The organism is Deltaproteobacteria bacterium, from assembly GCA_026712905.1.
GTDB lineage: Bacteria > Desulfobacterota > Binatia > UBA9968 > JAJDTQ01 > JAJDTQ01.
Genome location: JAPOPM010000222.1, coordinates 1 through 13,659, shown reverse-complemented (window position 1 = coordinate 13,659; position 13,659 = coordinate 1). Strand labels below are relative to the sequence as shown.

At 64.9% G+C, this 13,659-nt stretch carries 12 protein-coding genes; 1 reads left to right on the top strand and 11 read right to left on the bottom strand.

The window, feature by feature from the left end; translation table 11 throughout:
- Nucleotides 1-117: 117 nt before the first annotated feature.
- On the bottom strand, nucleotides 118-2,085 hold the full coding sequence (locus tag OXF11_18455) for a S8 family serine peptidase (GenBank protein ID MCY4489079.1): 1,968 nt from the start codon (nucleotides 2,083-2,085) through the stop codon (nucleotides 118-120).
- Nucleotides 2,086-2,663: 578 nt separating this feature from the next.
- On the opposite strand from OXF11_18455, the gene OXF11_18450 reads away from it, so the two are divergent.
- Nucleotides 2,664-2,957, top strand: coding sequence for a transcriptional regulator (locus OXF11_18450; protein MCY4489078.1), 294 nt, complete (start codon nucleotides 2,664-2,666; stop codon nucleotides 2,955-2,957).
- A 97-nt stretch (nucleotides 2,958-3,054) separates the two neighbouring features.
- On the opposite strand, the gene OXF11_18445 is transcribed toward OXF11_18450, so the two are convergent.
- The 10 genes from OXF11_18445 to OXF11_18400 all read right to left on the bottom strand — a co-directional run bounded on the left by OXF11_18445 (nucleotide 3,055) and on the right by OXF11_18400 (nucleotide 12,954).
- Nucleotides 3,055-3,978, bottom strand: coding sequence for a transketolase family protein (locus OXF11_18445; GenBank protein ID MCY4489077.1), 924 nt, complete (start codon nucleotides 3,976-3,978; stop codon nucleotides 3,055-3,057).
- Nucleotides 3,979-4,129: 151 nt separating this feature from the next.
- Nucleotides 4,130-4,945, bottom strand: coding sequence for a transketolase (locus OXF11_18440; protein MCY4489076.1), 816 nt, complete (start codon nucleotides 4,943-4,945; stop codon nucleotides 4,130-4,132).
- A gap of 3 nt (nucleotides 4,946-4,948) precedes the next feature.
- Nucleotides 4,949-5,725 (bottom strand): SDR family NAD(P)-dependent oxidoreductase, encoded by a 777-nt coding sequence (locus tag OXF11_18435; protein MCY4489075.1) that lies wholly within the window; start codon nucleotides 5,723-5,725, stop codon nucleotides 4,949-4,951.
- A 37-nt stretch (nucleotides 5,726-5,762) separates the two neighbouring features.
- On the bottom strand, nucleotides 5,763-6,539 hold the full coding sequence (locus OXF11_18430; protein MCY4489074.1) for a succinate dehydrogenase/fumarate reductase iron-sulfur subunit: 777 nt from the start codon (nucleotides 6,537-6,539) through the stop codon (nucleotides 5,763-5,765).
- Nucleotides 6,539-8,341 carry a fumarate reductase/succinate dehydrogenase flavoprotein subunit gene (locus tag OXF11_18425; GenBank protein ID MCY4489073.1) on the bottom strand — a complete coding sequence of 601 codons (1,803 nt, stop codon included), beginning with the start codon at nucleotides 8,339-8,341 and terminating at the stop codon, nucleotides 6,539-6,541. The genes OXF11_18430 and OXF11_18425 overlap by 1 nt, the downstream gene beginning before the upstream one ends.
- Nucleotides 8,341-9,096, bottom strand: a complete 756-nt coding sequence (locus tag OXF11_18420) for a hypothetical protein (GenBank protein ID MCY4489072.1) — start codon at nucleotides 9,094-9,096, stop codon at nucleotides 8,341-8,343. The genes OXF11_18425 and OXF11_18420 overlap by 1 nt, the downstream gene beginning before the upstream one ends.
- Nucleotides 9,097-9,220: 124 nt before the next feature.
- Nucleotides 9,221-9,424, bottom strand: a complete 204-nt coding sequence (locus OXF11_18415; protein MCY4489071.1) for a hypothetical protein — start codon at nucleotides 9,422-9,424, stop codon at nucleotides 9,221-9,223.
- 3 nt (nucleotides 9,425-9,427) lie between these two features.
- Nucleotides 9,428-10,306, bottom strand: coding sequence for a CoB--CoM heterodisulfide reductase iron-sulfur subunit B family protein (locus OXF11_18410; GenBank protein MCY4489070.1), 879 nt, complete (start codon nucleotides 10,304-10,306; stop codon nucleotides 9,428-9,430).
- On the bottom strand, nucleotides 10,303-11,259 hold the full coding sequence (locus OXF11_18405) for a 2Fe-2S iron-sulfur cluster-binding protein (GenBank protein ID MCY4489069.1): 957 nt from the start codon (nucleotides 11,257-11,259) through the stop codon (nucleotides 10,303-10,305). Before OXF11_18405 ends, OXF11_18410 begins: the two co-directional genes overlap by 4 nt.
- Before the next feature lie 81 nt (nucleotides 11,260-11,340).
- Entirely contained in the window at nucleotides 11,341-12,954 is a 1,614-nt protein-coding gene (locus tag OXF11_18400) for an FAD-binding protein (protein ID MCY4489068.1), read from the bottom strand.
- Nucleotides 12,955-13,659 lie beyond the last annotated feature (705 nt).

Here is a 13,659-nt window from a genome sequence, read left to right as displayed (position 1 = left end):
CAGAGCGCATCGGAGCGCGGGCGACGATATGCTCTGGCGCTCGAATATTGGGTATAACACACTGAAATTATGTCACTATTGGCAACCGAAGCGCAGGCCTGCGTACTGTTGCCGACACTATGACAGGAGGGTTTGAAACCCCTTCACTACGGGACCGGCGGAGACCCGCGGAGTGAATCCGCGATGCGGCGTCCATTCGGGGTCCGTAAACTTGGGGATGACCGACTGGTAGGCGGTCTGACGCAGGAGTCTCTCGGGCGAGGACCAGAAGGGGGCTCCCAAAGCGTCCAGGCTGGCGACCTCAACGCCGCGCCCGGCCAGTCGTCGCCCAAGGGAACCCATCGCCGCCGGTACCTGAAACACTGTAGACAAGGTACTCGTCTTTTCTGACGGAGTCCCTGTCATGACCGTGCCCACGGGCTGCAATGCCGCCTCGAGGTCAAGAAGGCCGGCACCGTAGATTTCAATCTGAGCGTAGCGTCCCCGGTTGTTTGCCGTGTTGACGACCCGCTTCACGATCTCGGTGGCCCCAAGTTGGCCCCGGAAATGTTCCATGAGCAAGGCGATTGCGCCCGTGACCACAGGCGCCGCAAACGACGTTCCTCCTGCCTCGTGGACGATGAACCCCTGGCCGCCGCTTCCGGCCGAATTGACGGTCCCCGGCGCCGCAAGACAAAAGTGCCGCCCCCACCGCTCTGGATCCCAATCGGGTGGAACAGCGCCACAGAAGTTCGTGTAGGATGTGTGACTTCCGTCGTGATCCACGGCCATGACGGACAGTTGGGACCCGCGGACATGTGGGACGTAGTACGGGATGTCCGCACCCAGTCCGCTAAACTCCTGAAGTTCGTTGCCAGCGGCGTACACCAAGATTGTCCGGTCGTCGGGATGGGTTTCCGTCTGCATGTAAGCCCGCCAAGTGCGGGGGAGGATTTGCCGGAGCCCCTCGCCCCACCATTGAGTTTCGTCGTTCAAGAGCTCGGAAACGGCAACGGGGTCAAAGACGCCGATCCCGTAGCTTCGGTTGATGATGTCGAAATTTGCGTATTCGTATGCGACATCGATGGCTAATGCTTGATCGACTATGTCACGATTCGACTTCGACAAATTATCGATCACGTAGAGCAGGGACTGTAAGACGTGGCGTTCCGCGGCTTGGTTCCTGTAGCGAAAGTCTTTGAAGATCGGCACCACGGTAGCCCCCGGCGCTATGCCGAAATCTCGACCCGCTGCGACCGAAGCAACTGTAGTCCCGTGAGACAGGCTTGTCGCGTCAGGGATTTCTCTCCAACGGAGGCCGAGGAGGGAGCCCAGGCTGCCCGCCTCATGGTAGTCATTGCGAATAAACCACCGTTCTCCATCGGCTGGCCACCCATGTTTGGCAATAATCCACCTTGCGGTTAGAGTTTCGAGATCCGCATGCTCCGAAGAGTAGGTGATCAGCCGGCAATTGAGTCCCGTTCGCTGGCAGAGAGAGGCGTCCGACAGAAAATCGTCGCCGTCATACACTGGGTACAGGACGGTCGCGCCGGCAAACGAGACCCGTCCGGCAAACTCCGGAAGAGTATAGTTCGCGGCATCGTCCTCTATTCCTATCCTTATTTCTTTGCCCGTCAGTCCCTTTGCATACGCGTAATGCGCGCCGACCATCTCCAGGACGTTCGGCTGGAATACCGTGAATCGCTCATCATCCAGAAAGCTGTCCGCTGAACACTCCGCGGTACGGCATCGGGCGATATCGTCCCTGATAGCGAAAGGGCTGGACTGCGCTTCGTAGTCGTTCTTGTATTGTTCAAGCCCTATGGAGTTCTTCTGCCAATCCTTCTGCGCGTCATCGAACTCCGAGTCGCTAGAATCATAGCTTTCCTTCGCGGTAGTCCATTGAAACAATGCATTGGAGACCCCCGCCCACGCCGTGTCCAGAGTCGCACCGTTGCCACTCGACTCAGCCTGTCCAAAGGCGTCGAGTGCTGTTTGAAGATTTGCTTGTGCCGACAACAGGGAGGCCTCCGCCTCTGTCAGCGCCGTTTCCGCGGCAGCGAGGGCCGTCGCGGATTCCTGGAGTCTAGTCTCCCGCGCCTGCACACCCTCCTGATATTCCGAGTCATCGATCGTGGTTCGGTAAAGCGAGGCTGTCTCTGGCGCGAATCGTTCCAGGGCGGGCGATGTCTCTCCTGCGTTGCTCGATGTGGTCCGAGCCGCTAGGAGGCGGCCGGTACCATCGGTTAGCGGCGATTGCACAGTGGTAGTGGCCGTGATCGCCACACTGTTCCCGCCCGCGAACCCGGCGGGGTGCTGCAGACTGTCGCCGCTTGCACACCCTCCGACTAGCGCCGTCGAAAACAGGAAGGCGATACTGTACGAAGGATTCCTTGAAAACTCACGCATGTTAGACCCTTCACCGAGACTTGTCCGGGCAGAATGACTTCGGCGCGCCTCTTACACAAGAGGAGGCGCCCAAATTGACAAAAATACGGTTAGTATCCCTAAATCAATCAATTATCAAATAAGGGTGACGATCTGATTTCAATAAGTGCAAACATAGGCCATTCACGCCAATACTTGTTTCTAAGTTCGTCTGCAAGCTGTCGTCGAGACGTCGGCGTGTTGTTTGTTTGTGGCTCTGGTTGCCAAGCAAATGGTCGAGAGAGTCAGGAGGGCAAATGACCGAGGCATTCGACAAGGTGATGGCTGGCCTCGATGATGCCCGGGCGGACCTGAAGGGTGCGTGCGACGGTTTCGAGGTACACGAGGTCGAGGTACCGGAACCGGACGTCGCGGCCATCCGAGGCAAGACTGGATTGTCACAACCCGCTTTCGCCAAAAGCATCGGCGTTCCGCTTGGAACTCTCAAGAATTGGGAGCAGGGTCGCCGACGGCCGGAAGGGCCGGCACGTGTGCTGCTTGCTCTGATCGGGAAGCGGCCGTCGATCGTTCAGGAAGAACTCGCTCGTTGAGTTGTTCGGGTTGTCGGCTACGCGCGGAAAGGCGCATTGGCGAGTGTGCGAATGCTAGTGGACAATGGTCGTTGTCTTGGAGCCTCCGGCTAGCTGGCTACCCTACCAACTCCACCGCCGCCGCGCTGATGTGCTCGGCGGACAACCCGTATTTCCCGTACAACCCCTCGGTATCCCCGGATTCGGCGAACTCGGTGACGCCGACGCGCTTGACGCGCCCGCGTCCGAGTTCGGCGACGGCTTCGGACACGGCGCTGCCGAGGCCGCCGGAGATGCCGTGGTCCTCGACGGTGACGATCTTGCCGTGGCTCGAGGCGATGGATTCGATGAACCCGGTGTCGATGGGCTTGATGGTGTGGATGTTGACCACCTGGGCCGAGATGCCCTGGGCGGCCAGCAGGTCGGCGGCCTTGAGAACGTTTTCCATGACGGCGCCGGTGCCCACCAATGACACGTCCGCGCCTTCCCGCAGCACAACGGCCTTGCCGAAGCGGAACTCGTAGCCTTCGCCGTTCACGTCGGCGACCTTCTGGCGTGTGAGGCGCAGGAAGACGGGGCCGTCGTGTTGGGCGATGTACTCCACGGCGCCGCGGGCCTCGACGGCGTCGGCGGGCTGCACCACCGCCATGTTGGGCAGGGTGCGCATGAGCCCTATGTCCTCGGTGGCCATCTGGCTGTAGCCGTCCTCGCCGATGCCGATGCCGGCGTGGGTGCCGACGATCTTGACGTTGGCGCGGTTGTAGGCCACGGCCATGCGGATCTGCTCGAAGCGCCCCACCACGAAGCACGCGAAGCTGCAGATGAACGGGATCTTGCCGGCCAGGGCCATGCCGGCGCCGACTCCCACCATGTTGCCCTCGGCGATCCCCACGTCGAAGAACCGCTCGGGGTGCTTGCGCGAGAACTCGTCGGTCATGGTGGACTTGCGCAGGTCGGCGTCGAGGACAACGATGTCCGGATTGGTTTCGGCGAGGCGGCTGACGGTCTCGCCGAAGGTCACGCGTGTTGCGGTTGCGCTCATGTGTTCTTCCTTGCTGCGGATAACCCGCGGCGTCCCTGCGCGCCGGCGGCCCCCGTAGGGGCGACCGGCGGTCGCCCAATGGCAGTGCCGTGCCAGCGAGGGCGATCGCGGGTCGCCCCTACCCGAGGTCGCCTCGGGCTGTGTCCATTATCTACCCGTTGACGATCTCTTCGACGGCTCGCTCGCCTTCCTCGCGGTTGGGAGCCTTGCCGTGCCATTCCCAGCGGTTCTCCATGAAGCTGACGCCTTTGCCCTTGACGGTCTGGCACACGATCATGGTGGGGCCGCCACGGTGCTGCTCGGCGGCGTTCAGGGCGTCGAGAATGGCGGGGAAGCTGTGGCCGTCGATCTCCAGCGTGTTCCAGTTGAAGGCGCGCCACTTGTCCAGCACCGGCTCCAGGCTCATGATCTCGTCCACCCCTCCGCTCAACTGGATGTGGTTGTAATCCATGAGCACGCACAGGTTGTCGAGGCCGAACCGGGGCGCGGACATGGCCGCTTCCCAGATCTGTCCGGCCTGGCACTCGCCGTCGCTGATGACGCAGTAGGTCCGGTAGTCCTTGCCGCCGGTCTTGCCCGCCAGCGCCATGCCCACGGCCACCGACAGGCCCTGTCCGAGGGAACCGGTGGATGCCTCGACGTAGGGAAAGCGATGCCGGTCCGGGTGTCCCTGCATGCGGCTGTTGAGCTTGCGCAGACTCAGCGTCTCCTCCCGCTCCAGGTAGCCGGCCCGGGCCAGGGCGGCGTATACCGCGGGCACGCAGTGGCCCTTGGAGAGCACGAAGCGGTCCCGGTCGGGCCAGTCCGGCTGCTCGGGACGGTGGCGCATCTGGTGGAAGTACAACGCCGTCACGATGTCGGTGCAGGACAGCGAGCCGCCCGGGTGGCCGGAGCCGGCCTCCACGAGCATGCGGATCACGTCGACCCTGATTTCCTTGGCTATGGCCTCGAGTTCGGGAATTTCCATCGGTTACACCATTGTCTGCCCGCCGCAGATGTTGAGGGCCTGCCCGGTAATCCCCGACGCCTTGTCCGACGCCAGGTAGAGCGCGAACCGGGCGATCTCCTCCGGGTCGAGAAACCGCCGGATGGGCACCGCGGCCAGCGCCTGTTGCTTGAAGGACTCGGGGTCCGTTCCCTGTTGCGCGGCGATCTGCTCGATGCCGGCTCGGGACATCTCCGTGTCCACCCAGCCGGGGCAAAGGGCGTTGACCGTGATGCCGCGCGACACCAGCTCCAGTGCCAGCGCGCGGGTGAAGCCGATGAGCCCGTGCTTGCTGGCGCAATAGGCGGCGTAGCCGGGAACGCCGAACTTGCCCAGCACCGAGGACATGTTGATGACGCGGCCGCCGCCGTCGTCGCTCATGATGCGCAGCACTTCCTTGGTCAGCAGGTACACGCCCGTGAGGTTCGTGTCGACGATGGCGCGCCAGAGGCTGTCGTCTTCGTCGTCCATGGGCGTCATCCCCGAAACCCCGGCATTGTTCACGAGGATGTGAACATGGCCCCAACGCTCGCGGATCGTGTTGACGCAGGCGCGGATGCCGGCCGGGTCGCGCTGGTCGACGGGAATCGCCAGGGCCTCATGTCCCTCCGCCCGCAACTCCTCGGCCACCGCTTCCAGCCGCCCCGCGTCCCGCGCGGCCAGGGCCACGCGCGCACCTTCCCGCGCCATGGCCCTGGCCACGGCCTTGCCGATGCCCGTGCCGGCGCCGGTGATCAGCGCTACTCGCTCTGACAGTTCCATGCGGTGCGGACGGATCGGCGAACCGGGGCGGCCGATCTCAGGACTTCTTCCCGCCCAGCGCCCCCAGCAGCCGCGCGATGGGGTCATAGAACCGCGTCACCACGCGCTCCTTCATGGGGATGATGGAATTGTCGGTGATCTTGATGTGTTCGGGGCAGACCTCGGTGCAGCACTTGGTGATGTTGCAAAAGCCCAGCCCGGCCTCGTTGCGCAGGAACTCCAGCCGGTCGTCCGTATCCAGCGGGTGCATCTCCAGGCTCGCCACGCGCACGAAGAAGCGCGGCCCGGCGAAGCTCGGCTTGTTGTCGTTGTGGTCGCGGATGACGTGGCAGACGTCCTGGCACAGGTAGCACTCGATGCATTTGTGGAATTCCTGCACCCGGTCGATGTCTTCCTGGTACATGCGCCGGGTGCCGTCGGCCTCCTTGGGCTTGGGCTTGAACGGCGGGATGGTCTTGGCCTTCTCGTAGTTGTAGGAAACGTCGGTGACGAGGTCGCGAATCAGCGGGAAGGCCTTGATCGGCGCCACGGTGATGGTCTCGCCGGGCTCGAACGTGTTCATGCGCGTCATGCACATGAGCCGCGGCTTGCCGTTGACCTCGGCGCTGCACGAGCCGCATTTTCCGGCCTTGCAGTTCCAGCGCACGGCGAGGTCGCCGGCGTGCATGGCCTGGATGGCGTGGATCACGTCCAGCACCACCATGCCCTCCTGGAGCGGCACGGTGTAGTCCCTGAATTCTCCGCCGCTGGCGTCGCCGCGCCAGACGCGCATCCTCGCTTGGGCTCCGTTTCCTGCGACCGCTGCTTCAGCCATCAAACTTGCTCCTCGACGATTTTCCTGAGCTCCTCGGGCATCTCCGGCAGGGGCTCGAGGGAGACCGAGATGGTTTCGTTCTGCGTGCGCGTGACCACGTTGACGCTGCCGTACTCGGGATCGGGATCGGGGTAGTCGTCACGCGTGTGGCCGCCGCGGCTTTCCTTGCACTCCAGGGCCGACAGGGTGGCGGCCTCGGCCACCCCCAGGAGCGACCCGAGGTCCAGCGCCAGGTGCCAGCCGGGGTTGAAGCGCCGGCCGCCCTCGACCTTCACGCGCGCGGCCCGTTCCTTGTAGGCCGCGATCTCCTCCATCGCCTTCAGCATCTCGCTCTCGGTGCGGATGATGCCCACCAGGTTGTGCATGGTGCGCTGGAGATCCATGTGGATGGCGTAGGGGTTTTCGCCGCCGCGGTCCGTGAAGGGCTCCAGCATCAGCGTCGTGAACCGGTCCACCTCCGCCGGGTCCGGCGCCGCCGCGGCCGCCGCTCCGAGCGCGTAGTCCGCGGCCGAGCCTCCGGCGATGCGCCCGAACACCAGCAGGTCGGACAGGGAGTTGCCGCCCAGCCGGTTGGCGCCGTGCAGCCCTCCCGCCACCTCGCCCGCGGCGTAGAGCCCTTCCACCGTGGTGGCCGACGTGTCCGCGTCCACCCGGACGCCGCCCATGATGTAGTGGCAGGTGGGCCCCACCTCCATGGCTTCCTTGGTGATGTCCACGTCCGCCAGCTCCTTGAACTGGTGGTACATGGACGGCAGCCGCCGCATGATGTAGTCCGCGTCCCGGCGGTTGGCGATGTCCAGGTATACGCCGCCGTGCTCGGTGCCGCGGCCGGCCTTGACCTCGGCGTTGATGGCCCGGGCCACCTCGTCCCGCGGCAGCAGGTCGGGGGTGCGGCGGTTGTTCTTCTTGTCCTGGTACCAGGCGTCGGCTTCGGTTTCGTTGTCCGCGGTCTCCGCCTTGAAGAAGTCGGAGATGTAGTTGAACATGAAGCGTTCGCCCTCGGAGTTCAGCAACGTGCCGCCGTCGCCGCGCACCCCCTCGGTCACCAGGATGCCGCGCACGCTGGGCGGCCACACCATGCCCGTGGGGTGGAACTGCACCTTCTCCATGTCGATGAGATCCGCTCCCACCTCCATGGCCATGCCCATGCCGTCGCCGCTGTATTCCCAGGAGTTGGAGGTGACCTGCCAGCATTTGCCGGAACCGCCGGTGGCCAGCACCACGGCCTTGCAGTTGAACACGATGAGCTCGCCGCTCTCCCGCCAGTAGCCGATCGCGCCGCTCACCCGGCCGTCGTTCATGAGCAGGTGCTGGATGTTGCACTCCATGTAGACGTCGATGCCCAGCGCCACCGCGCGCTGCTGCAGCGTCCGGATCATCTCCAGCCCGGTGCGGTCGCCCACGTGCGCCAGCCGCGCGTAGCGGTGGCCGCCGAAATCCCGCTGCAGGATCAGGCCCTCGTCGGTGCGGTCGAACAACGCGCCCCACTCCTCCAGTTCCAGCACCCGGTCGGGCGCCTGCTGGGCGTGGATCTGCGCCATGCGCCAGTTGTTGAGCAGCTTGCCGCCGCGCATGGTGTCGCGGAAATGGACCTTCCAGTTGTCCTCCGGCCACACGTTGCCCATGGCGGCGGCGATGCCGCCCTCGGCCATGACCGTGTGCGCCTTGCCCAGCAGCGACTTGCAGACGATGGCGGCCTTCGCGCCCTTGTCGTGGGCCTCGATGGCGGCGCGCAGGCCGGCGCCGCCGGCGCCCACCACCACCACGTCGTAATCGTGCGTCTCGTAGCTCTCGCCGGCCATCAGATGAACCTCAGATCCTGGATGACACCGTGGGCCAGCAGCCGGACGTAGACATCGGTGAGCCCGACCCATACGAGGCTCGTCCAGGCGATCTGCATGTGCTTCTCGTTGAGCTTGGTGACGATGCCCCAGGTCTTGTAGCGTGCGGGCGCGGCCCTGAAGCTGTTGAGCCCGCCGCCGCACAGGTGCCGGCACGAGTGGCACGAAAAGCTGTAGAGCGACAGCAGGGCCGCGTTGGCGATCAGCACCAACGTCCCCAGGCCGATGCCGAAGCTGCCGCCGAAGTTGAAGGCGATGATGGCGTCCCACCACAGGAACGCCAGGATCGGCAGCGACGCCCAGAAGAAGTACCGGTGAATGTTCTGGAGAATGAACGGGAACCGGGTCTCGCCCGAGTAGCTGCTCGCGGCGTCCCGCACCGCGCAGGCCGGCGGCGACCAGAAGAAGGATCGGTAATAGGCCTTGCGGTAGTAATAGCAGGTCAAGCGGAAGCCGCCCGGGATCCACAGGATCAGTATGGCCGGCGACCAGTTGAACCACGAGCCGAACAGCGGCACGCTCACGTGCTCACAGTTGATGGCGAGGCACGGCGAGTAGAAGGGCGAAAGGTACGGCGCCGCGTAGTAGTTGCCGTTCTGCAGCGCGGCCCAGGTCGCGTAGACGCCGAAGGCGCCCAGACCCAGCACGACCAGCATGGGTTCCAGCCACCACGTATCCTGCCGCAGGGTTCTCTTGTCGATTGCTACGGTGCTCATGATTCGGTGCTCTTCGCACTCCTTTGGTGTGTGATTTGCGGAATTCAGGCGGCGCGCCCCGGAGCGCGGGTAGTCGTGCGCCGCGCGCGTCCGTCACCGCTCCGTCAAGCCGCGCGCCCGATTCTCACTGCCGCTTCCGGACCACTTCGTAGCCCAACTCGTCGATGCCGGAGAGGATCTCCGCCAAAGCGGTTTCGTCCTCGACCCACGCATGGCCGAGGCGGACCTTGACGGCGTAGTAGAAGCCGAAGGGACGCTGCGACTTGCGAAACTTGAACAGTTCCCGCGCCAGGTTGACGGGATTGGGCTTGTAGTCCTGCTCGCCCATCCCTTACGTCAGCATGTCGACCTTGTCGTTGACCGCCTTGGTGGACACGATGTGCTTGCCGAGCTGCATCTCGTCGGCATCGAACCCCAGCGCCAAGCCCAGGAGCTGCGGCAGATGGATGATCGGCAGATTGATCTTCTCGCCCTTCAGGCCTTCGGCCCTGGGCTGGTTGCCGTCGAGGTTCAGGTGGCACAGCGGACACGGTGTCACCATGCAGTCGGCGCCGTTCTGTTTCGATTCGCCGGCGTGCTTGGCCACCATGCCGAGGGAGCTTTCCTCGTTGGCGGTGAGCACCGGGAAGCCGCAGCACTTGGTCTTGCCGCTGATGTCCACGTTCTCCGCCCCCAAAAGCTGCGTGAGGTCCTCCAGGTAAGTCCGGCGTCCGCCCACCTCCTTGGTCGGCACCATGATGGGGCCGGGCCGGCGCAGGAAGCAGCCGTAGAACGGCGAGACCTTGAGGCCGTCGAGCGGGCGCTGGATCAGCGACTTGAGCTTCTCGACACCCAAGTCCTCGAACAGCACCCACAGCAGGTGCTTGACCTCGGTGGTGCCCTGGTAGGACAACCCTTCCTCCGCCAGGTACTCGCGGTTGATCTCCTCGCGGTACTCGGGATCCTGCAGCCGGTGGTTGGCTTGGCTGAAGACGCCCTGGCAGGTGCTGCAGATGGTCATGATGGGCAGACCCATCTGCTCGGCCTTGGCGAAGGTACGCGCGTTGATGGGGTCCGACAGTTGCGTGGGCATGCAGCCGGCGCCGGTGCACGCCACGTCGTTCATCTCCTCGAGCTCGATATCCAGCTTCTCGGCGACCTTGGTAGCCGCGGTGTAGAGCTCGGGACAGCCGCCCTTGGCCACACATCCGGGGTAGAACGCGTATTTCACTTGGAATCCTCCGCTTTCTCGATGATGCGCTTGATCTGATCGGCCCCCGGGCGCTTCTCGTGCCGGCCGGGCATCTTCCCGCGCGTCATCGCGCGCACGGCAGTGGGTAGTAGCTTCATGAGGCCGCCGATGTTGGTCAGCCCCTCGGTCTCCATCACCAGTTTGCGCTCATCGAGCCACCCGGTCTGCTTCACCGAGTTGATGAAGCTGTTGTGATGGCGCGCGACCTTCTCGTTCTTGATGCCGTGCTTGAAGGAGACGTCGCGCATCTCCATGATCTTGGTCGACGGCTCGAGTCCGCGCGCGCACTTGCCGTTGGCCTCGTAGCAGTGGACGCAGTCCCACAGGCCCTTGGGCTGCTCCACCACCGCCAGGCGCTCTTCCTTCCTGCTGCCGTCCTCCCGTGGGTCCATGACGAAGCGGTAGCCCTTGACCATGGCCCCGGGTCCGAGGAAGTCGAAGTCCACGGGCAGCACCGCGCAGCCCTCGTCGCACAGGCCGCACTGGTAGCAGCTCATGGTCTTGCGCACCGCCGCCATCTCCGCCTCGGGAATCAGGTTCTCCGCCGGCGCGAACTCGTCGTCCGGCTCCATCCACGGCTTCATGGCGGCCATCTTGTCCCAGGTGAACCTGTCCATGTCGAACACCAGGTCCTTGATCACCGGGATGTTGCGCACCGGCGCGCACAGGATCTCCGGACCCTTCTTGGTGACGTCGGCGATCTTGGTGGTGCAGGTGAACTGGGCCTTGTAGTTGATGCGCACCGCGCACTCGCCGCACGTGCCCTGGCAACAGGAGGCCCGGAAGGCCAGGGTGTCATCCTGCTCGTCCCGGATCTTCTGGAGCCCGTCCAGCACGGTGGCGTCTTCCGGCAGGTCGACCTGGTAGGTCGAGAAGCTGGACTCGCCGCCGTTTTCCGGGTCCTCGCGATGAACCTTGTAGGTGACTTCCATGGTCCCTCCTTGCCGGCCCGCTGTCCCGTCCCTTTCCCGGTCCGTGCTGACGGGATCGAGTCAGGCCACCGGCGCCGGATCTTAAGCCGATACCGCTTTCCGGTCGAGCTTGGGCGCGCCGTCCTGCTGGTGAACGACGGTGTGCGCCTTCCAACTGGTGTCGTCACGCTCGGGAAAATCACCCCGGAGATGCGCGCCCCGGCTCTCGTTGCGGCTGCGCGCGGCCAGGGCCACGGCTTCCGCGAGCCTCAGCATGTTCCCCAACTCGAGATGGCTCGTCAGCGCATAGTTGAAGATGCGCGACTTGTTGCCGACGCGGAGCTTCCCGTGCCGTTCCCGCAGCGTGCGGATCTTCTCCTGGGCCTCGGTCAAGCCCGCGTCGGTGCGCGTCACCCCGAGGTTCGCTTGCATGATCTCGCCGAGCTCGCGATGGATGGTTCCCAGGGTATCGCCCGAGGAGCCCCCGGAGGTGATCGCCGCCAGCCGTTCGCCGTCCCGCGCCGCCTGGTCCGTGGGCGCGTTCCGGGTGCCCGCGGACTTGGCGTGGCCCGCGGCCGCTTCGCCGACGCGCTTGCCGAACACCACCGCCTCCGTGAGCGTGTTGCCCGGCAGCCGCCCCGCCCCGTGGACGCCGCTGTGGGCGCACTCGCCGACCGCGAAGAGCCCCGCCACCGAGGTTTCCCCGGAAGCGTTGGTGTCGAGCCCGCCCATGGCGCGGTGCGCCACCGGCTGCACCGGGACGGGAGCCTGGGTGATGTCGAGCCCGGCCATGAGCCGGACCACTTCGGCGGTGCCGGGAAAGCGCGCGGCCAGGTTCTCCACCGGGCGCAGGTCCAGCGACACCGGCCCGCCGCCGTTGCTGCCGGCCTTGTCGACCGCGGCCGCGAGCTGCGCCCGCGAGAGCCCCGCGGCATCCACCACGGTGTCGCCCGCGGCGTTCACCAGCCGCGCGCCCGCGCTCAGCGCGGCTTCGCTGATCAGCGCCGTCCGCGCCGCGCTGTACACCGTGGGATGGAACTGCACCATCTCCATGTCGGCGAGCCCCACGCCCATGTCGTAGCCCAGCGCGAGCCCGTCGCCGGTGGTGCCCACGGCGGCGGTGCACGGGCGGTACGCCTGAATGAAGCCGCCGGTGGCCAGGATCACGGCGCCGGCGCTGAAGGCCTCGATCCGGCCGGTCCGGTGGTCCAGCGCCACCGCGCCGGTGCAGGCGCCGGCGTCCTGAATCAGGGAGGTGACGAACCATTCCTTGAAACACTCGATGTCGTAGCGCTGGAACTGCTCGTGGAGCACGTGCAGCACCATGTGGCCGGTGCGGTCCTCCGCGTAGGCGGCGCGCTCCGCGCTGCCGGAACCCAACGCCCGGCGGTCGATGCGGCCGTCCGCGTCCCGGTTGAAGGGAACGCCGACGCGCTCGAGCCACACCACCTCGCGGGCGGCTTCCGCGGCCAGCGCGTTCACCGCCTCGGGATTGCACAGCCCCTCGCCCGCGTTCATGATGTCGTCCGCGAACTTCTGCGCCGAATCGTCGCTGCCCAGCGGCGCGTTGATGCCCCCCGGCGACAACGCCGAGTTCGTGCGCAACGGATGGACCTTGCTCAGCACCGCCACCGACGCCCCGGCGCGCTTCGCCGCGATCGCCGCGCGCAGACCGGCCGCGCCTCCCCCAATAACGAGAACATCATGTTCGGGCACTGGCAATCCCCTTTTCCCAGTGGACTCGCTACACGCAAATCTCCAGTGTTTTGACGGGGTATAGCAAAACCCGCTCGGACGCGTCAACGGCAGTTTCGGAGCACTCCCCGGCTCGGTGCAGGGCGCCGCCGCGCGGCCTCGGAGCGCATCAAGAAACGGTATCGTGGTTTCCCCCGGGCGTGCTCCGCCGTTGGCGCGCCGCCGCCCGATAGGCTAGTGTGGTGTCCGGTTAACTCGCATAACAATATGCGGAGGATTTTTCGTCGTCGGCAAGGCGCGATGACGAGCAGTGGCGGTCACCACGCGAGGAAGAGTAACGCAGCCGACGGCGAAAAAGACCCATATATTGTGTATTGATCCCACCTAATTTCTCTCCACTTCTCGGGTAGCGAACAAGCGCTGCCATGTCAAGTCTCGTCACGACAAATCTACAATAACCCCCTACATTACAGCACCTTATAGTGGTTGCCGAATGACTCATGCCCCTGTGCTCTTCGGTCAAGCCGCGCCAGCTGATGACATCCCACACTCCAAGTTACGATTCCAGTGGGTTGCGTTCCGATTACGGTCCTGATAGCATTTTCTCCGGTTTCGGGTTTTCGTTCGGTCACGGAGTGATGAAGAGACCGCGAGGGGTGACGGAGGACCATGATATCACCGGGTGAGAGTCCGGCGCCAGTCTTTCCGCAGGGGTCGGAGCCAGAT